This is a genomic window from Vibrio sp. S17_S38, assembly GCF_014694375.1.
Classification (GTDB): Bacteria; Pseudomonadota; Gammaproteobacteria; order Enterobacterales; family Vibrionaceae; genus Vibrio.
On record NZ_JAAUWW010000015.1, the window covers coordinates 17,370 to 38,643 of the forward strand.

General features: G+C 38.6%; 16 protein-coding genes. 9 read left to right on the top strand and 7 right to left on the bottom strand.

Translation table 11 applies throughout. From position 1 onward, the window contains the following. Positions 1–157: 157 nt before the first annotated feature. The 4 genes from HC725_RS12150 (at position 158) to HC725_RS12165 (ending at position 6,584) form a co-directional block, all read left to right on the top strand. Positions 158–1,348 (top strand): amino acid aminotransferase, encoded by a 1,191-nt coding sequence (locus tag HC725_RS12150; RefSeq protein WP_190332091.1) that lies wholly within the window; start codon positions 158–160, stop codon positions 1,346–1,348. Positions 1,349–1,571: 223 nt separating this feature from the next. Continuing rightward, a complete protein-coding gene (locus HC725_RS12155; RefSeq protein WP_190332092.1) occupies positions 1,572–3,725 on the top strand; it encodes an FAD-dependent oxidoreductase in 2,154 nt (717 codons plus the stop codon). Positions 3,726–3,921: 196 nt separating this feature from the next. Further along, the gene (locus HC725_RS12160) at positions 3,922–5,856 is read left to right on the top strand and encodes a DUF294 nucleotidyltransferase-like domain-containing protein (RefSeq protein WP_190332093.1); all 1,935 of its coding nucleotides are present in this window, start codon (positions 3,922–3,924) and stop codon (positions 5,854–5,856) included. 11 nt (positions 5,857–5,867) lie between these two features. Next, positions 5,868–6,584: a 3'-5' exonuclease gene (locus HC725_RS12165; RefSeq protein ID WP_190332094.1), complete on the top strand. Its 717-nt coding sequence runs from the start codon at positions 5,868–5,870 to the stop codon at positions 6,582–6,584. Positions 6,585–6,690: 106 nt separating this feature from the next. Here HC725_RS12165 and HC725_RS12170 read toward each other — a convergent pair whose 3' ends face one another. Then, a complete protein-coding gene (locus HC725_RS12170; RefSeq protein WP_190332095.1) occupies positions 6,691–8,268 on the bottom strand; it encodes a BCCT family transporter in 1,578 nt (525 codons plus the stop codon). A gap of 264 nt (positions 8,269–8,532) precedes the next feature. Next, positions 8,533–8,928: a MarR family transcriptional regulator gene (locus HC725_RS12175; protein ID WP_190332096.1), complete on the bottom strand. Its 396-nt coding sequence runs from the start codon at positions 8,926–8,928 to the stop codon at positions 8,533–8,535. Positions 8,929–9,159: 231 nt separating this feature from the next. On the opposite strand from HC725_RS12175, the gene HC725_RS12180 reads away from it, so the two are divergent. After that, positions 9,160–9,822, top strand: coding sequence for a DUF2982 domain-containing protein (locus HC725_RS12180; RefSeq protein ID WP_190332097.1), 663 nt, complete (start codon positions 9,160–9,162; stop codon positions 9,820–9,822). A gap of 11 nt (positions 9,823–9,833) precedes the next feature. On the opposite strand, the gene HC725_RS12185 is transcribed toward HC725_RS12180, so the two are convergent. The 4 genes from HC725_RS12185 to gyrA all read right to left on the bottom strand — a co-directional run bounded on the left by HC725_RS12185 (position 9,834) and on the right by gyrA (position 14,818). Further along, positions 9,834–10,487: an MBL fold metallo-hydrolase gene (locus HC725_RS12185; protein ID WP_190332098.1), complete on the bottom strand. Its 654-nt coding sequence runs from the start codon at positions 10,485–10,487 to the stop codon at positions 9,834–9,836. Between the two features lie 69 nt (positions 10,488–10,556). Next, entirely contained in the window at positions 10,557–10,976 is a 420-nt protein-coding gene (locus HC725_RS12190; RefSeq protein WP_190332099.1) for a hypothetical protein, read from the bottom strand. Positions 10,977–11,309: 333 nt separating this feature from the next. Further along, a complete protein-coding gene (locus tag HC725_RS12195) occupies positions 11,310–11,909 on the bottom strand; it encodes a GTP cyclohydrolase II (protein ID WP_190332100.1) in 600 nt (199 codons plus the stop codon). Between the two features lie 260 nt (positions 11,910–12,169). Beyond that, positions 12,170–14,818, bottom strand: coding sequence for a DNA topoisomerase (ATP-hydrolyzing) subunit A (gyrA, locus tag HC725_RS12200; RefSeq protein WP_190332101.1), 2,649 nt, complete (start codon positions 14,816–14,818; stop codon positions 12,170–12,172). 409 nt (positions 14,819–15,227) lie between these two features. Here gyrA and ubiG point away from each other — a divergent pair, with 409 nt between their 5' ends. From ubiG to yfaE, 4 genes are all read left to right on the top strand, one after another. Further along, positions 15,228–15,938, top strand: a complete 711-nt coding sequence (ubiG, locus tag HC725_RS12205) for a bifunctional 2-polyprenyl-6-hydroxyphenol methylase/3-demethylubiquinol 3-O-methyltransferase UbiG (RefSeq protein WP_190332102.1) — start codon at positions 15,228–15,230, stop codon at positions 15,936–15,938. Positions 15,939–16,395: 457 nt separating this feature from the next. After that, complete coding sequence (nrdA, locus tag HC725_RS12210) at positions 16,396–18,684, top strand: class 1a ribonucleoside-diphosphate reductase subunit alpha (protein ID WP_190332103.1); 2,289 nt, start codon at positions 16,396–16,398, stop codon at positions 18,682–18,684. 246 nt (positions 18,685–18,930) lie between these two features. Next, on the top strand, positions 18,931–20,064 hold the full coding sequence (nrdB, locus tag HC725_RS12215; protein WP_190332104.1) for a class Ia ribonucleoside-diphosphate reductase subunit beta: 1,134 nt from the start codon (positions 18,931–18,933) through the stop codon (positions 20,062–20,064). 15 nt (positions 20,065–20,079) lie between these two features. Next, positions 20,080–20,358, top strand: coding sequence for a class I ribonucleotide reductase maintenance protein YfaE (gene yfaE, locus HC725_RS12220; protein ID WP_190332105.1), 279 nt, complete (start codon positions 20,080–20,082; stop codon positions 20,356–20,358). 96 nt (positions 20,359–20,454) lie between these two features. On the opposite strand, the gene HC725_RS12225 is transcribed toward yfaE, so the two are convergent. Further along, complete coding sequence (locus HC725_RS12225; protein ID WP_190332106.1) at positions 20,455–21,204, bottom strand: DUF481 domain-containing protein; 750 nt, start codon at positions 21,202–21,204, stop codon at positions 20,455–20,457. Positions 21,205–21,274 lie beyond the last annotated feature (70 nt).

A 21,274-nucleotide genomic window follows, 5' to 3' on the forward strand; every position in this document is an offset into this window, starting at 1 on the left:
CCTAATATTAAAACTTAATCGCTTTCATTTAAATTCTAAGAAAAAACGGTCTTTATGAATAACTTAATTAATATAATGTATGGATTTCCAGTTGTATCCGTAAGCGTATAACGGTATAAATAATTGGATTAATTACTCAAATTACATGGATGGATTTATGTTTGAAAAAGTACCTGCTGCACCTGCTGACCCGATACTTGGTTTAACTGAAGAATTTAAAAGTGATTCTCGTTCAACCAAAATCAACTTAGGTGTAGGCATTTACAAAAACGAAGAAGGCCAAACCCCTGTTCTTGCTACCGTAAAAAAAGCAGAAGCAGCGTTATTAGAATCCGAAAAAACCAAATCGTACTTAACCATTGAAGGTACTGCTGAATATGGGTCGGCGGTTCAAAAGCTATTATTTGGTTCTGAATCAAAAATAGTTACAGAAAAGCGCGCTAAAACAGCTCAAGCGCCTGGTGGTACCGGAGCGCTTCGTGTCGCAGGTGAATTCATTAAACGTGAATTAAATACAGGTAAAATTTGGATTTCAAACCCAACATGGGCAAACCACGTTGGTGTATTTACTGCCGCTGGTGTTGAAACTGCGCAATACAATTATTACAACGCAGAAACTCATGATAAAGATTTCGCTGCAATGCTAACCAGCCTTGAAGCGGCACAAGCAGGTGATGTTGTTCTTTTACACGGCTGTTGTCACAATCCAACTGGTATTGATCCAACGGCTACTGAATGGGAACAGTTGGCGGAACTTTGTGCGGATAAAGCCCTGCTTCCATTATTTGATTTCGCTTATCAAGGCTTTTCTAAAGGTGTTGAAGAAGATGCAGCAGGTTTGCGTATTTTTGCACAATACTGTGAGGAAATTTTAGTTGCGAGCTCATTCTCTAAAAACTTTGGTTTATACAATGAGCGTGTAGGCGCATTCACTTTAGTTGCAAAAGATAGTGACATTGCAGCAACTGCGTTTTCTCAAGTGAAAAAAATCATTCGTTCAATTTATTCAAATCCACCAGCGCACGGTGCAGCCGTCGTCACTTACATCTTGAATAATGAAGCCCTTCGTAATGAATGGGAGCAAGAAGTAACTGAAATGCGCGACCGTATTCAAGAAATGCGCACTTTATTCGTCCAAACGTTGAAAAATGAAGGTGTCACGCAAGACTTTAGCTTTATCGAAGCTCAAAACGGCATGTTCTCTTTCTCAGGTTTAAGTAAAGAACAAGTTAATCGCTTAAAAGATGAATTTGCGATTTATATCGTAGGCTCAGGCCGCATCAGTGTTGCTGGCATGACCAAAAATAACATGGGTCCATTATGTAAAGGTATTGCTGCTGTTTTGTAGGCACTTAAATTATCTCTACTTTTGAAAGGTCAGCATGTGCTGGCCTTTTTTATTAATAAGATAAGAATCATCTAAAAATACCGATTATGTCTTATGCGTAGAGGCAAAATAAATCAATTAGTGTGAAAGTTATACGTGAAAAATTCTTTCTTATCGTTAACTCTTATTTATTTTAGTTATTTAAATCTGGAATTTTAGCTGAAATACCATAAATGGAATAAACATGCTTAAAAAACTAATAGTACTCATTGGAATATTCCTCTTAATAACTTTATTTTTCACTTTCGATCTTCACCATGTTTTAACGCTGGAAGGCATTAAATCTCGCATGGATGAATTTTCTCATTGGCAACGCACTTCCCCCTTTCTTGTTGCGACTGTCTTTTTTCTTATCTACATTGCCGTCACTGCATTATCTTTACCAGGTGCTGCAATTTTGACTTTGGCGGCCGGTGGCTTATTTGGATTAGCTACAGGACTTTTCATCGTTTCCTTTGCTTCCACAATAGGAGCAACATTAGCATTTTTAGTATCTAGGTATATTCTAAGAGATACGATTGAAAAGAAATTTTCAAAGCGTTTAAAATCCATTAATGCCGGTATTGAGAAAGATGGCGCTTTCTACCTATTCACTCTTCGCCTCGTGCCGGTATTCCCCTTCTTTTTAATTAACTTATTAATGGGGCTCACCAAAATAAAAACACTGACCTTCTACCTTGTCAGCCAAATAGGTATGTTTGCCGGTACTGTAGTTTTTGTTAATGCTGGCACTCAATTAGCTCAACTAGATAGCTTAAAGGGTATTTTATCTTTCAATTTAATCTTATCTTTTGCTTTGCTCGGCCTATTTCCTTTAATAGCAAAGGCGCTTATTTCATCGATTAATAAACAGCGTGTTTATGCTAAATGGACCAAACCAAAAACGTTTGATCGCAATATGATCGTCATTGGTGCTGGCGCAGCAGGTTTAGTCAGCAGCTACATCGCCGCCACCGTACGCGCTAAAGTTACGTTAATTGAAACTCATAAAATGGGCGGCGACTGCTTAAACTATGGCTGTGTTCCGAGTAAAGCGATCATTAAAAGCGCCAAAGTTGCTCATCAATTTCGTCATGCTGAAAATTATGGATTAGACAGCCAAGATCCTACCTTTTCGTTTAAAAAAGTGATGCAGCGTGTCCATGATGTGGTGGCACAAGTCGAGCCTCACGATAGCATTGAGCGCTATACCAACTTAGGTGTAGAGGTGAAAACAGGTTATGCCACCATTATTGACCCGTGGACGGTTGAAATCAAAGCTCACGATGGTTCCACCGAGCGCTTAACTACTCGCAGCATTGTTATTGCAACAGGCGCTCGTCCATTTATTCCATCACTTCCCGGTTTAGATGATGTTGGTTATGTCACAAGCGATACGTTGTGGGAAACATTTATGCATTTAGAGGTTCCACCAAAGCGCCTTGTCGTTTTAGGTGGTGGGCCTATTGGATGTGAGCTTGCTCAAAGCTTTGCTCGTCTAGGATCTAAAGTCATCCAAATTGAAATGGCGGAAAGAATCATGCTGCGAGAAGATTTGGAAGTCTCTGAATTTGCCCATACCGAATTAACCGAAAGTGGCGTAAATATTTTAACCAACCACAAAGCCCTACGCTGTGAATTACAGGGGAATAAAAAAATAATCGTGGTTGAACATAATGGTAAAGAAGTTGAAATCGAATTTGAACAACTACTTTGCGCGGTAGGACGCTCGGCACGCCTTGAAGGTTACGGATTAGAAACACTCGGTATCGAAACCAATCGCACCGTACAAACTAATGACTATTTAGAAACACTTTATCCTAATATTTTTGCCGCAGGTGACATTGTTGGTCCTTATCAATTTACCCATGTCGCGGCACACCAAGCTTGGTTTGCTGCCGTTAATGCTTTATTCGGTAGCTTTAAAAAATTCAAAGTCGATTATCGAGTCATCCCTTGGACAACCTTTATTGACCCAGAAGTTGCCCGTGTTGGTTTAAATGAAACCGAAGCGCAGCAGCAAGGAATTGATTATGAAGTGACTCGTTTCGATTTTGAAGAATTAGACCGCGCCATTGCTGAAAGTGCGACTAAAGGGTTTATTAAAGTCATCACACCAAAGGGAAAGGATACGATTCTAGGCGTCACGATTGTTGGTCAACAAGCCGGTGATTTAATAGCTGAATTCGTATTAGCGATGAAGCATGGGCTTGGCTTAAATAAAATACTTGGAACTATCCATGCATATCCTACATGGGCAGAAGGTAACAAATACGCAGCGGGTGAATGGAAACGAAATCACGCACCTCAAACTATATTAAACTGGTTAGAAAAATACCATACATGGCGTCGTAGCTAACCACCAATGGCTAACCTAAGAACGAGAACGTTGCTGATAACGTTCTCGATTTTATTTAAAAAGTGCGCATTTTTTACATAAGAGCTCTAAAAACCTCAGCAAGCCCAAAAACCCTACTAAAAACAATAATAATGCTTTAGATCCAGACTTTGATTGCCTATAGTTAACCTATCTCCCATTAGTAGTTGTGGACATCATGGAAGCAGAATTACACGAAATTCAAAACTTTATTGCTCAATACCCTCCCTTTGACAGTTTGCCAGAAGACAAGCTAGCTTATGTCGCTCAAAACACCGAAATCTCTTATTACCGAGAAAATACGCCCATTATTAAATTTGGCGATCATATAAAAGATTTGTACATGGTCAGATCTGGCGTTATCGAGATTTATCGTCGTAAAGGTGAACTTTATAACCGCTTAGACCAAGGTGATATCTTTGGTCAAATGGGGTTATTAATGAATGGTAAAGTTCGTTTACCGGCTACGGCCACTGTAGACTCACTGCTGTATTGTATTCCTGTAGAAATATTTAACGAGTTATATGAAAGCGAGGATAGTTTTGCGGATTTTGTAGAAGTTGAGAACAACGCACGTTTACGCCAAGCAAATTCTGACAACAAAAACTCCAACGATCTCACTACATCAAAAGTAAAAACCTTAATCACTCGAGAAGCATTTTCTCTTGATAAACAAGAATCGATTCAACGTGCTGCAAAATTGATGGCTGATGAACATATATCAGCCTTGTTAGTGATTGATGAAACCATTCGTATTGATGAAAATAATGAAAGCCAAGTGGTAGGCATTATTACCGATCGAGATTTATGTACTCGAGTTTTAGCCGAAGGATTAGATCCCAGTACCGCCGTTAGCGAGGTAATGTCACCAGAGCTAATATCGTTAGATCATAACGCTTATATTTATGAAGCTATGCTAGCAATGTTACGCTGCAACGTTCACCATTTACCTATTCTTAAAAATAAGCAGCCAATCGGTATTATCGAAGTAGCTGATATTATTCGTTACGAGTCCCAAAATAGTCTATTACTCGTCAACCAAATTTTCCACCAACAAAACATTGATGATTTAGTCACTATTTCTGAACAAGTAAAAGATTGCTTTGTTCGCATGGTACATGAAGATGCCAATTCACATATGGTGGGCAGCGCAATGGCTGTAATTGGCCGCAGTTTTAAGCAGCGCATTGCAGAGTTAGCCGAAGAACATTTAGGCGCTCCCCCTATCCCATACTGCTTGCTAGCACTAGGCTCAATGGCTCGTGATGAACAACTTATCGTGACAGATCAAGATAACGCCATCATTCTAGATAATAGCTATGATGAAAAGAAACATGGTGAATACTTTGCTCAACTTGCTGAATTTGTTTGCCAAGGATTAGCTCGTTGTGGCTATGAATTATGCACTGGCGATATTATGGCAACCAATCCCATGTGGCGTATGACACGGGATGAATGGGAAGAGTGCTTTGCAGACTGGATAGATAACCCGAACCCTAAAGCTCTATTAAATAGCTCAATATTCTTTGATTTAGATGGTGTTCACGGACGTATAAAATGGGCTGAAAACTTAAATGGTTTTATTGTCCGTCGCGCTCGTAACAGTAATAAATTTTTGGCTTGTCTTGCCCGTAATGCAAATAATAGAACCCCGCCGCTTGGATTTTTTAAAAGCTTTGTGATGGAAAAAGATGGCCGTCATAACAACTCGATTAATTTAAAACGTCGTGGAACTGCACCATTAGCTGATTTAGTTCGTGTGCATGCCCTCGCTGTCGGTTCTCGCTCACAAAACTCATTTGATCGCTTAGATGACATTATTGAAGCCGGTATTTTACCAAAAGGCCGCGGTCAGGATCTGCATGATGCAATGGAATATATTTCTATGGTCAGGATCCGCCACCAAGCATTTGATGTTGAAAATGAAATAGAACCTGACAACAATATTGAACCGGATAACATGTCTGATTTTGAGCGTCGAAATTTAAAGGATGCTTTTCAGATTTTAAGTAATGCTCAGAATTTCTTAAAGTACCATTATCACGGTAATTCATTTAAAAATACGCCACCGCCAACTAAGAGCCAACCAAACACTATCCGCCGTATGCGATAAGAGTAATGACTATGAATAATACACACTCTGAAGAGGATTTTGATTGGAATGTTTTCTTTAGTAGACAAGCTAAAGAAGTCAAAGATCATCGTTTACAAACGTTTTATCAAACTGGAGTCATTGACCCTGAAACTCCATTAAGCGCGGTTGAATTTGTGGCATTAGATTTTGAAACCACCGGTCTTGATTATGATAAAGATGGGATTATTAGTATCGGTCTTATTCCCTTTACGCTACAACGGATCTATTGCAACCAAAGTAAACATTGGCTCGTTAAACCGCGCAAACCAATGAATGAAGATTCTGTCATCATCCATGGTATTACACATAGCGATCTATCTGATGCTCCTGATTTAAAGCGGATATTGGAGGAAGTTTTAGATTCGTTAGCGGGTAAAATTGTGGTTGTACACTATCGTAATATTGAACGTCGATTTTTTGATAGAGCATTAAAAGAGCGGCTTGGTGAAGGGATTTTATTTCCAATGGTGGACACACTCGAAATCGAATCCATAATTCAAAACCAAGCTGTAAGTGGCTGGTGGAATAAACTACGACGGAAAAAAGCAGAATCCGTACGATTAGGAACCAGTCGTACTCGTTATAACTTACCAGCTTATCAACCTCACCATGCATTAGTCGATGCTATTGCAACTGCCGAGTTGCTACAGGCCCAAATTCATTATCACTTCTCACCAGAAACTCCCATCAGTGACATTTGGTGTTAGTTAAAATCCAGTGAATTATAGTGATTAAATGTTAGATAAGAAAAAGGTTGGCCATTATTAAAACGGCCAACCTTTTATTATTTACTTTTATTCTTACTAACTAATTTTAATGCTTAATACGTTCCGTTCTCATCCCCATGATCAAACTAACACACATGATCAATAGTACGAATACAAACGGCAGTGCGGTTGAAATAGCCACGGCTTGTAGCGCAGCAATAGCATTACTTCCTCCAACCCAAAGCAACGCCATAGCAACAGCCCCCTCAATCAAAGCCCAAAATAGTCGTTGAGGTACTGGTGCATCAATTTTCCCGCCAGCGGTAATACTATCAATCACTAGTGAGCCTGAGTCAGATGAGCTAATAAAGAAAACTAAAATCAACACAATGCCTACAACTGAAATTACATTACTCATTGGCAGTGCATCGAACATTTGAAACATAGCCATAGTGACATCAGTGAAACCTTGCTCCCCTAATACACCAACTTTATCGACGATCTGTTCAATACCAACACCGCCAAATGTTCCCATCCAAATAGTCGTAATAAACGTTGGAAGCAACAAAACAGCAATAATGAACTCACGCACTGTGCGACCACGAGATACACGAGCAATAAACATACCTACGAATGGTGACCAAGACATCCACCATGCCCAATAAAAGACAGTCCATCCATGCATCCAATCCGTATCAGTACGACCAAATGGATTCGACAAAGGAAGAATGTTCTCAATATAGCTCATTGCTGTTTCAGGAATAGTATGGGATACCGTTCCAAAAGAGACACAAATAATAAAAACGAGTAAAATAAATGCAACAATCATATTAAGGTTACTGACTAATTTCACCCCACCATCGATACCTCGATAAACAGAAACTGCCGCCAACAATGTCACGACAAAAATCACAATAAGTTGCAAACCGACACCTGCATGAATACCAAAAACATGCCCAATACCACTTGCAGCTTGCTGTGCACCAAAACCTAACGATGTTGCAAGACCAAATAATGTAGCAACTACCGCAAGAATATCAATAATATGCCCAGGCCACCCCCATGTTCTATCTCCTAAAATAGGATAAAAAATAGAACGCATGGATAGAGGTAACCCCTTATTGTAAGCAAAGAAAGATAATGAAAGCGCGACTACAGCATAGATCGCCCAAGGATGAAGCCCCCAATGGTACATGGTTGCTCCCAATGCCATTCTTGCAGCTTCTGGAGTATTAGGGGCTACATTAAGAGGCGTTCCAAACCAGTCCGTATAATACGCGGCAGGTTCAGCCACACTCCAAAACATCAATCCAATCCCCATACCTGCGGCGAAAAGCATCGCTAGCCATGAAAGATAAGAATGTTCTGCTTTTGCATCAACACCGCCTAAGCGAATTTTTCCATAAGGAGAAACAACCAACGCTAAGCAAAAAATAACAAAAATATTACCTGCGATAATGAATAGCGAGTCGAATCGATTGATGATGGACATTTTCACACCATCTAAAACATCTTTTGCGGTAGCAGGATCAACGATTAAAATAACGGCCAAAAAAAGGAGAATTAACCCTGCACTAATACTAAATACCGCATTATGGACATCAAAGCCCCATTTTTGGACATTATCTTGCCCTATCGTATAGTCCGTGCTGTCTATACTATATTTGTCTATACCTTTAGTCATACATCTCATCCATATTGGAATAGCGAACCGATTTCAGAGCACAAATATACTTGTACACTGAACATAAAATTGTAAAAAAATGAAACTCAATTGACAGGATCCTAACGTCCAAATGAAAAATATCTAGTTAAACTCAAAAATAAACGCTCAATAGGATATAAAACCAACAATACGAACAAATAACACTCGAAAATATCATGGTATTGTTTGGTCATAAGAACATCAGTAAACCAATTTAACGTGAACTAAACTAGGATCAATCAACTAAGCCAGTTTGTACATCACTTTGTTCGATTCAGCTTGCTCTTTAATCACTAAATCCTCTTCAAGCAGCTTTTTCAAACCACCAGTTGCCCATGCTGCTGCTTTAGCTTCTTCTTGACCCGCTTCAAGGCCAATATCTTTAGAGTTAATACCTTCAACGTGAGCAGCAACAATATCAAGAATAGACTGCTGCTTTGGCGTCAACTTAATATCTTGAGTCGCCTCAACCGCAGCTATTACTTTTTTCTCAGCTTTAACTACAGCTGATTTAGTTTTCGCTATTACTTTTTTAGCGTTAGGCTTAGCTGCTGTTATATTGCTATCAGCCGTTACTTTAGCAACTTTTACTGCTTTCTTAAGTTTACGCTGTATGTTGCGCTTATGTGCCAGTCTCATTAAAACTCTCCATAAAGTCACTATTTATAGTGTGGTAAAAAGTTGACGGTGTTATAACAAAATATAATTCAAATTCACAGTAATTGGCTATTTTTTACACTACATTACTAACATTTCATTGAAATTAGCTAAAATAAACAAATTAACTCATGATTTTATTATATCGTCATAGAGCTGCCCCAAAGCAAGATGAGCAAAAGACTAAATTTATTTAATCAAGTGGTACATAAAATGAAGGTAATGCCAACCCTACAGTTTTTCCACAAGCAACCAGATATCCCTCTATGGTTAAAGTACGTGCTATGGGCACTTTTACTTTGCTGCATTTTCACGATTCAAGCTCAATTTAATATCAAAGTTACCGTACTTTTTTGTCTCATTATCTTTAGTCTTTACATCGCAATTAAAGAATTAATTTACAGCCAGAATTTTGGCTTTACTTTGACAGACACTCATTTACAACAACATTTATATCGAGGTGGCTGGCTATTGCAATGGAGCAACATTAATCATACCGGCAATTGTGAATATACAATTCAAGGCTGGAATACAGATATTCCTTGGATCGGAATTGAAATGAAGAACTATCAACCTTTTATTCAAAGCATCAGTCTTAAAGCGATCAGACACATTTTAATCCACCAACGTAACTTGCTGTATCTCGGTTTGAAGCAACAACAAAAACAACATGAATTTGAAAATCACATTATCAATGACACGGCTTATACATTTAAAGATGGTTGGACTGTGACTGGATTAAGAGCAATGTTAATCAATAGAATGATCATTCAAAGAGAGCTATGGGGCTATGATATTTTTATAGCGGAGTGCGACTTAACCACATCAAAAGATGAATTTATAGGATTAACTCGCCGATATCTCGCGGCGAGTTAACTTTATTGTTTTTAATACAACGGCATTTCATCAGCCACATACGGATTCGATTTCCGCTCTTGTCCGAAAGTAGACTCAGGGCCATGACCAGGAATAAAACGAACATCGTTACCCAATGGCCATAATTTATTTTTAATACTGTCAATTAGGGTTTGATAATCACCTTTAGGAAAATCAGTACGGCCAATCGCACCGTTAAATAACACATCACCGACAAAAGCAATTTTTGCACTTTGACTAAATAAAATAACATGTCCTGGAGTATGGCCAGGTGTATGAATGACCTTTAAAACTTCCTCTCCAAATTCAATGATGTCCCCCTCCTGCAGCCATTGTGTGGGTTCAAAAGGATCAATCGGTGGAAAACCAAACATTTGACTTTGATTCATTAAGCCTTGTAACCAAAATGCATCATCGATATGAGGTCCTATTACAGGAACATTCATTTCTTCTCGTAAATCGGGAGTTCCACCGACATGATCAAGGTGACCATGGGTTAAGACGATTTTTTCGAGCTGAACACCTAGCGTATTGATAATAGTCACCAAATGATTCACTTCTCCACCGGGATCAACAATCACACCTTTCATGGTTTGATCACACCAAACGATAGAACAATTTTGCTGAAATGGCGTCACCGGCACAGATTGATATTGCAAGCTCATAAGGTATCTCTTTCATTCGATAATGGAGGGACTATGCCAGTCTCACCTTCATTTGACAAGATCCGACCTTTAATCTATATATTGAATTTGCATATTGGCTTGTGACCAAACTTTCCACTTCTCACCTTCTTTCTTAAACACAATTAATGCCTCAAGTTTATTATTATTAAAAGAAGGTCCTGAAACCTTTGTTGTTCTTATCCATACTCTTGCGTAAGCGTATTCGTTCTCTTGGGCAATATAGTGAAACTGTTCCAAATAATAGTTCAGCTTATAGTTTCCAAATATACCTTGAATCGCTTTTTTCGTTGGGATCCAAGCAAGCGATTGGCTATGCATGGTCGCCATATAAGCATCACTATCTTCTCGTTGAGAAGCATCCAAATTTTCATCAATCACTTGCCGTACTAAGCTTTCGGTTGTAGCAGCACTGACTGGCGTTGTTATTAAACCAAATAAAACTACGCAGCATAAATATATTGCTTTCATTATTAATTCCTATGTTATTAAAACTAATAGATTTATTTTCAATTCATATGCTCAGTCATAGTTTATTTACACCCTATAAAAATTGGCTTTAAATAGTAAATGTCATTTGTTCTTATCCTCAGACTAAATGCAAGTGATTATCACTACCATGAGATCATACGAATAATACTGAATTACACCCCATATACAACCTGTTCATCAACTCTTCATAAAGTTTTATGATGTAGATAAAATTTTGGTACAAAAAAACCTCTATCAATAAGATCGATAGAGGTTCATAAAATAGATAATGATTGACTACATATAAGGTGTTACAGACTAGATTTTTTACCACTAATCGAATTTTAAACGATGCTTCCCATGAGATGCTTTCGCTTTCAAGTAACTTTCATTACCGGTTTTCATATGTACATGAGTTGGAATAACTTCTTCTAGTTCAATGCCAAACTCTTGTAACTCTTTCATTTTTTTAGGGTTATTCGTAATCAATTTTATTTTATCAATTTCTAGCGCTTTTAGCATTTGAGCTGCTTCGGAAAAGTCACGTAAGTCATCCCCAAACCCTAAATGATTATTGGCTTCATAAGTATTCATACCTTCACTTTGTAAGCGATAAGCATCAATTTTATTGTATAAGCCAATACCACGACCTTCTTGACGCAAATATAATAAGATGCCGCCGTGTTGGCCCATTTTATTTACCGTTTCATCAAGTTGCTCGCCGCAATCACAACGAGAAGAATGGAATACATCGCCAGTTAAACATTCTGAATGCATACGAACTAATGGCGTCTGATCTTGTTTATCAGCTTGCTTAAAAATAATAGCGATGTGTTCTTTTTCGGTTTTAAGACCGTGAAATGACAATATCTCTGCACTAATATCACTATTAATACCCACTTTTAAGTCAACTCTGGCACGTACTTCAGCCATTTTATTCTCTCTATTCATTTGTTCTTCTACGAGATATTATTTCCCTAAACATCTTGAGACACAAGTAAAGTTAGGATTAATGATACAAATAATTATTGTTATAATATAACAATAACATGTGTAAGCAAGTAAAAACATAGTATTTTAGTCGGATATTATTGAAATACCTCTTTGAGGTAAGGTATCAAATTTTTGACGTAAAAAAGCCGAAGGCTTGAAGCTTCGGCTTTTATTTCAAATAACAGTTGAAGAATTAATGACTATTCTTGGTCTGTTTCTTGATTATCATCCGTTAAGTTGTCTACTTCTGTCGCTGATTCATCAGTTGTTGGAGCAATAACCGCGACAACATCACCGTTCTCATCTAAGATAATTTCTTCTTCGATTTCTTCGATACGTTGTAAACCAACCACTTTTTCACCTTCAGAGGTACGGATCAATGTCACACCTTGTGTGTTACGACCAACCTGACTCACTTCCGATACACGAGTACGAACCAACGTGCCAGCATTAGTTATCATCATGAACTCATCCGCATCCAATGCCTGAACCGCACCAACCACTTGGCCGTTACGCTCAGAAACCTTAATCGAGACAACACCCTTAGTGCCACGACCTTTAGTTGGATACTCAGTGATAACGGTACGTTTACCATAACCATTTTCAGTAACAGTCAGTACATCACCACCTTCGTTTGAAGGAATAATAAGTGAGACGACTTGATCACCTTCTGCCAAGCGGATACCACGAACACCAGAAGCAGTACGTCCCATAGCGCGAACGTGCTCTTCACTAAAGCGAACCACTTTACCTTCTTTCGAGAACAGCATGATTTCATCAGAACCGGAAGTAATATCAACACCGATTAAAGAGTCTTCATCACGTAAATTTACTGCAATCAGGCCATTTGAACGAACATTAGCAAAACTTGCTAACGATGTTTTCTTAACCGTACCATCACCTGTTGCCATAAAGATAAATTTATCTTCAGTAAACTCAGTGACAGGAAGAATGGCGGTAATACGTTCATTTTCTTCTAGCGGTAAAATATTTACAATTGGTTTGCCACGAGCGTTACGACTCGCAAATGGTAATTGGTAAGTCTTCAAGCGGTATGTTTTACCACGAGTTGAGAAACATAAAATATTGTCATGCGTATTGGCAACTAATAGACGCTCGATGAAATCTTCATCTTTCATCTTAGTTGCACTCTTACCTTTACCACCACGACGTTGAGCTTCGTAATCGCTTAGAATTTGATACTTCACATAACCTTCGTGAGAAAGTGTTACAACAACATCTTCTCTCGCGATCAGCTCTTCCATATCAATATCATGGCTAGCCGCTGTAATTTCAGTACGGCGAGCATCACCAAACGCTTCACGAACCGCTTCAAGTTCTTCACGAATCACTTCCATCAAACGCTCTGTGCTTGAAAGAATGTGAATCAATTCTGCAATTTCATCTAATAATGCTTTGTATTCATCAAGAATCTTATCGTGCTCTAAACCAGTTAGGCGGTGTAGGCGCAATTCTAGGATAGCTTGTGCTTGTTGCTCGGTTAAGAAGTATTCGCCATCACGAATGCCGTATTGATCTTCTAACCAATCAGGTCGCGCGGCATCTGTCCCTGCACGCTCAAGCATGCCAGCAACGTTACCAAGCGGCCAACCACGAGCCACCAAGCCAATTTTAGCTTCAGCAGGGGTTGGAGCTTGTTTAATAAGTTCGATGATTTCATCAATGTTTGATAGAGCAAGTGATAAAGCTTCCAGAATATGAGCGCGATCACGAGCTTTACGTAATTCGAAGATAGTACGACGTGTTACTACTTCACGGCGATGATCAACGAAGCACTTAATCATTTCTTTAAGGTTGAACAGTTTCGGTTGGCCGTTATCTAGCGCAACCATGTTCACGCCAAAAGTCGTTTGCAATTGAGTTTGTGAATACAAGTTGTTTAAAACCACTTCACCTACCGCATCACGCTTACATTCAATAACGATACGCATGCCGTCTTTATCTGACTCATCACGCAGCGCACTGATACCTTCAACTTTTTTGTCTTTTACTAACTCGGCAATTTTTTCAATTACGCGAGCTTTGTTCACTTGGTATGGAATTTCAGTTACAACGATTGTTTCGCGACCATTTTTTTCCACATCGATATGTGCTTTTGAACGCATGTAAACTTTACCGCGTCCAGTTTTGTATGCGTCAATAATACCTTTACGACCACTAATTAAAGCCGCCGTTGGGAAATCAGGACCAGGAATGAATTCCATTAACTCATCAATGGTAATGCTTTCATTGCTAATATAAGCCAAACAACCATCGACCACTTCACCTAAGTTATGTGGTGGAATATTAGTTGCCATACCTACCGCGATACCTGAAGCACCATTAATCAATAGGTTAGGCACTTTAGTTGGCATAACCGCCGGAATTCTTTCCGTTCCGTCATAGTTATCAACGTAATCAACTGTTTCTTTATCAAGATCAGCAAGCAGTTCATGTGCAATTTTAGACATACGAACTTCGGTATAACGCATCGCCGCGGCAGAGTCGCCATCGATAGAACCAAAGTTACCTTGGCCGTCGGCAAGCATATAACGTAAAGAGAATGGTTGAGCCATACGAACGATGGTGTCATATACCGCACTATCACCATGTGGGTGATATTTACCGATCACGTCACCAACGACACGAGCAGATTTTTTGTAAGGTTTATTCCAATCATTACCAAGCACATTCATCGCGAATAAAACTCGGCGGTGAACAGGCTTTAGACCATCGCGCACATCAGGAAGTGCACGACCAACGATGACAGACATCGCATAATCAAGATACGAACCGCGAAGTTCGTCTTCAATATTTACTGGCGTAATTTGTTTAGCTAAATCGCTCATAGAGCCATTATCCCTCTATTCTTTTTGATCGCATGATTTATATAAAAGCCCAAAATAGCTTTAAAATTGCGACACGCACAAGGTGTAAAAATATAACACATAAAACCACTTCTCGGCATCTATTTCATATTGCTTTTAAGCTGTTGATAGCAACTTCACGCTTTAAGTGCAGAAAAATTGAACTACGCTCAAAATATTAGCGCGATGACAAGGCAATAAGATAGACGAATAGACATAATCTCAATCTATTTTAATGATAAGTAAGTGCATCTTATATCGTGCTAACTCTAAATCTAATGAATATAAAATTGGATTAATGCTATTTATCAAATACATCTTGTTCTATTTGTCGCTCTATTCTTTCCTGATATAGTGTTAACCATCTTAATATTGAGAAAGAATGACCAATATGACAACTAAACAGAATGTTGATCCTGCTGAGATCAAAAAATTTGCGGATATGGCCTCTCGTTGGTGGGATTTAGATGGTGAATTTAAGCCTCTACACCAAATCAATCCGTTACGTTTAAACTTTGTTTTAGATAATGCTGACGGCCTATTTGCGAAAAAAGTACTTGATGTCGGTTGTGGTGGCGGAATTTTAGCTGAGAGTATGGCAAAAGAAGGCGCCGAAGTTACTGGATTGGACATGGGCGCAGAGCCGCTTGAAGTCGCACGATTACACGCACTTGAGACCGGTACAAACCTAACTTATATTCAAAGTACAGTAGAAGATCACGCCGAACAGAATCCTGCCAGTTATGATGTTGTTACCTGTATGGAGATGCTCGAACATGTGCCAGATCCTTTATCGGTGATCCAAGCCTGTTCAAAATTAGTTAAACCCGGCGGTCATGTTTTTTTCTCAACCTTAAACCGTAATGTTAAATCTTACCTATTTGCGATTGTCGGTGCTGAACAAGTCATGAAATTAGTCCCTAAAGGCACTCACGACCATGCTAAATTCATTCGACCTTCAGAACTGCTTAAAATGGTCGATAGCACATCACTACAAGAGCAATCCATTACTGGTTTAGGTTACAACTTACTCACTGATACTTACTCGCTTGGTAGAAACGTTGATGTCAATTACATCATTCATACTCAGTGTATAAAATAACGAAATTTCAAATCATTTACCGTGTGAATAACCGATCATAAAACATCGGTTTTCATACATGACTATTTCATAAAAACATGCCTAATCGCACACAATTAAATCGATCTTTTTTCTGATCATTTTCTATTAAAGATCAAGCTAAATATTTTTTTGATCGGCTAGTTTTTCTGCATAATATTATGAGATTTTTTTTCTTTCCCAGTAATACATAATTGCATAGGTTAGTAGCTACTTACTGAAAAAAAACTATCCCTCACTTATCCACAGCCCTCATTATTTCCTGACTTGAAAACTCAAGCATTTCGCACTATCTTGTAACCTATTCAAGGAAGAGGCCCCATATGTAGTGTTTGTTACTTTTCCTTGAATCAAGACAAGCCAGTCAAAAGCTCGCAACTTTCGAACACATTTAGCATGCGGCTTTGCACCATTTAGTTAGTTAGGGAACTCAATTCGAATGAATCAACAATTGACAGTCACGAAACGTGATGGATATAAAGAGCAAATCGATCTTGAAAAGATCCACCGAGTGATCACATGGGCTGCAGAAGATTTACATAATGTTTCCGTGTCACAAGTTGAACTAAAGGCTCATATCCAATTTTATGACGGTATTACCACTTCTGATATCCATGAAACTATCATTAAATCAGCAGCGGATCTCATCTCAGAACAAAGCCCTGACTACCAATACTTAGCAGCACGCTTATCCGTTTTCCATTTGCGTAAAAAGGCTTATGGCGAATTTGAACCACCAGCATTATTTGATCATGTCGCTAAATTAGTTGATATGGGTAAATATGATAAACATTTGCTAGAAGATTACACGGCAGACGAATTTAACGCGATGGATCAATTCCTTGATCATAACCGCGATATGAACTTCTCTTATGCTGCGGTTAAGCAACTTGAAGGTAAGTATTTCGTCCAAAACCGTGTTACCAAACAAATCTACGAAAGTGCCCAATTTCTCTATATTTTGGTTGCTGCTTGTTTATTTGCCAAATACCCAAAAGACACTCGCCTTGATTACATCAAACGCTTTTACGATGCTGTATCAATGTTTAAAATTTCGCTACCAACACCAATCATGGCTGGCGTCCGCACGCCTACTCGTCAATTTAGTTCATGTGTCTTAATCGAATGTGGTGATAGCTTAGATTCTATTAACGCCACTGCTAGCTCAATTGTTCGTTACGTTTCTCAACGTGCAGGTATCGGTATCAATGCAGGCCGTATTCGTGCGCTTGGTTCTGAAATCCGTAATGGCGAAGCCTTCCATACCGGCTGTATCCCATTTTATAAATACTTTCAAACAGCGGTAAAATGTTGCTCACAAGGCGGCGTACGTGGCGGCGCTGCAACTATGTTCTACCCTCTTTGGCACGGAGAAGTTCAATCCCTGTTAGTCCTTAAAAACAACCGTGGTGTTGAAGAGAACCGCGTTCGCCATATGGACTACGGTGTTCAGCTAAATAAACTTATGTACTCTCGCCTCATTAAAGGCGGTCACATCAGCTTATTCTCACCTTCAGATGTTCCTGGTCTTTATGATGCATTTTTCGAAGACCAAGATAGATTTGAAGAACTGTATGTGAAATACGAAGCGGATACTTCTATCCGTCGTGAAACCGTGAAAGCCGTCGATTTGTTCTCTCTACTTATGCAAGAGCGTGCTTCTACTGGTCGTATTTATATCCAAAACGTCGATCACTGTAATACTCACAGTCCATTTGATCCAAGCGTAGCACCAGTACGTCAATCTAACTTATGCCTTGAGATTGCACTGCCAACTAAACCACTTAGCAACGTAGATGATGATGAAGGTGAAATTGCACTTTGTACACTTTCAGCCTTTAACTTGGGTGAAATTAAAGAACTGAGTGATTTTGAAGATTTATCTGATCTTGTTATTCGTGCTTTAGATGCATTATTAGACTACCAAGATTACCCTCTTCCAGCTGCACGTAAAGCAACAATGAACCGTCGCACATTGGGTGTAGGCGTAATTAATTATGCATACTACTTAGCTAAAAATGGTGTGAAATACTCAGATGGTAGTGCTAACGGTTTAACCCACCGTACTTTTGAAGCGATGCAATATTACCTTCTAAAAGCATCAGTAGAACTTGCGAAAGAAAAAGGCGCTTGCCCTGCTTTCAATGAAACGACCTATTCAAAAGGCACTCTACCAATCGATACTTATAAGAAAGATTTGGATGCCATTTGTAATGAGCCTTTACACTTAGATTGGGAAACGTTGCGCAGCGAAATAATGACGCATGGTTTACGTAACTCGACCTTAACAGCCTTGATGCCATCTGAAACATCATCACAAATCTCTAATGCAACCAATGGTATTGAACCACCACGAGGATTTGTATCGGTTAAGGCATCAAAAGACGGCATTCTGAAACAAGTGGTTCCTGAATATCAAGCATTGAAAGACAAATATGAACTATTATGGAAAATTCCATCTAATGACGGTTATCTGCATTTGGTCGGGATTATGCAAAAGTTCGTTGATCAATCTATCTCTGCCAACACAAACTACGATCCAAATGCTCAAGAAAATGGTAAAGTCCCAATGAAGCTGCTACTTAAAGATTTACTGACAGCTTATAAATTTGGTGTCAAAACATTGTATTATCACAACACTCGTGACGGTGCGAGTGATGAACAAGGTGATAATGGCATAGTTGTTGAACAAGAAGATGATTGCGCAGGCGGTGGCTGTAAAATCTAACACCATTTAAAAACCGTAACCTGCTTCTTTTGTTGCAGGTTACTTTCATTAAATACCTTCTAAAGTAAAAGCATCAATAGAAATATGCTCTCATTATATTTTGGAAGGTAATACAGCAGCTTATTTTAAGTAACAGTTGCTTTTGAATAGCCAATATCCCCAATAATTGAAGTTACAGTACACGTAGCCAACAAAGCTGCAGTTTCAAAATAATATGGGTATACGCTATTCACTTAAGAGGTTTACATGGCATACAGTATTTTTAATCAAAATAAAAACGATCAACTAAAAGAGCCAATGTTTCTTGGCCAATCAGTCAACGTTGCACGTTACGATCAACAAAAATTTGAAATCTTTGAGAAATTGATCGAAAAACAATTATCTTTTTTCTGGCGTCCTGAAGAAGTTGATGTTTCAAGCGACCGTATTGATTACAACAAGTTACCTGATCATGAAAAACATATTTTCATCAGTAACTTAAAATATCAAACGCTATTAGATTCAATCCAAGGTCGCAGTCCAAACGTTGCCCTCCTCCCTTTAGTGTCGCTACCTGAGTTAGAAACTTGGATTGAAACATGGTCATTTTCTGAAACAATCCACTCCCGTTCTTATACGCATATTATTCGTAATATTGTTAATGATCCAAGCGTGGTGTTTGACGATATCGTTGAGAATGAACACATCGTTAAACGTGCTAAAGATATCGCGCATTACTACGATAAATTAATCAGTTTAACCAATGATTATCATCGCTATGGTGAAGGCACACATATTCTTAACGGCGAAGAAGTAAATGTCAGCTTAATGGCATTAAAAAAGCAACTTTATCTTTGCCTAATGTCTGTTAACGCCTTAGAAGCAATTCGTTTTTATGTCAGTTTTGCTTGTTCATTTGCCTTTGCTGAGCGTGAATTAATGGAAGGCAACGCTAAAATCATCAAATTGATTGCGCGTGATGAAGCTCTTCACCTTACAGGAACTCAACATATGTTGAATATTCTACGTAATGGGCAAGATGACTTTAGCTTTATGCAAATTGCAGAAGAATGTAAGCAAGACTGCTTTGATCTTTTCAAAGAAGCAGCCGAGCAAGAAAAAGAATGGGCAGAATACTTATTTAAAGATGGCTCAATGATCGGCCTTAACAAAGATATTCTGTGCCAATACGTTGAGTACATCACCAATATTCGAATGCAAGCGGTTGGTTTAGAAATGGCCTATCCAAAGGCAACGTCAAACCCTATTCCATGGATTAATGCTTGGTTATCTTCTGATAATGTACAAGTTGCACCTCAAGAAACTGAAATTAGTTCATACCTTGTTGGTCAAATTGATAACGAAATTGGCGCGGATGACTTTGGAGATTTCGAGCTGTAATCGCTCTTATTGCTTATGAATAAAATGCACGTCAACCAAGCCACTTTATTAGAGACCGACAACAGAACAACCTTGCTTGAGGCAATGGAAGGTGCAGGATTACAACCTGAATTCCAGTGTCGAGATGGGCATTGTGGTGCCTGTAAATGTGAATTGGTATCTGGTGAAGTAGAATATGTTGGCTTTGCATTAGCCTTTACACATCCAAAAGAAATTTTGCCTTGTATATGTAAAGCTAAAACAGACTTAGTTTTAGAAAAAGTTCGTTATCAAACCATAAAACAACGGGCATAAAGAATAGCTGACCTCGTAAAACAGATATAAAAAACGCTAAGTATTTTAATTACTTAGCGTTTTTTAATCAATCATAAAGACGAGTATAAAAGGTTATTAAAAATCGTAGCTGATACTGACCGTCGTATAAATTTCATCATTACTCTTATCCGAAGCCACATCAGTGTTATAGATATATTTAGCATCAAATACTAATGCAACATCCCCAATCAGTTTATTACTTAAATTCGCTCCTAACGTATAAGTTGTATTGGATTTACCATAATCGACTTCTGCATCTCCACCTACCGATAAGCTATCTGTTACTTCTGTATCTGCATTAATGAAGGCATTCGCAATGATATCTTCCGTAACTTGATTTGGCGCATCCACATCATCTGGTTGACGTTTGTTGTAACGATAACCAGGACCACCACCCACATTAACTTGTGTTGTATCACTATCAATTAATGCTTTTTCAATACCAGCGGTGACCGAATACACTTCACGATAAGTCTCAAATTGATCATGTTCATATTTATTATCAATAAACGTTTTATAGCTCTTGGCGATTTGATAAGACAACTTATACCCAAGAGAATACTTATTAGTACCATCATCCTCTGAATCAGACGATTTTGTATAGTAAGTATCGCCTTTAAATTCATTTGTCCATTTAGCTTTTTCATACTTCAACTTAGCCGCTGAGTTCAAAGACGTTGAGCTGGTTGAAGCATTGGAATAGATAAAACCAAGTTTCATACCACCACTGAACTTTCCTTCATCAGGATCTGGAGTTTTCTCAGCTGAATAAGCAGTCGTTGTCGCAAGCAATATTGAAATAGGTGCAAGTGTTGTTAATTTCATGTCAAAGTCTCATTGTTATACCCCTGTAAACCGTATTAAAAACACCATTTACATTTGTCATAGCAATGAC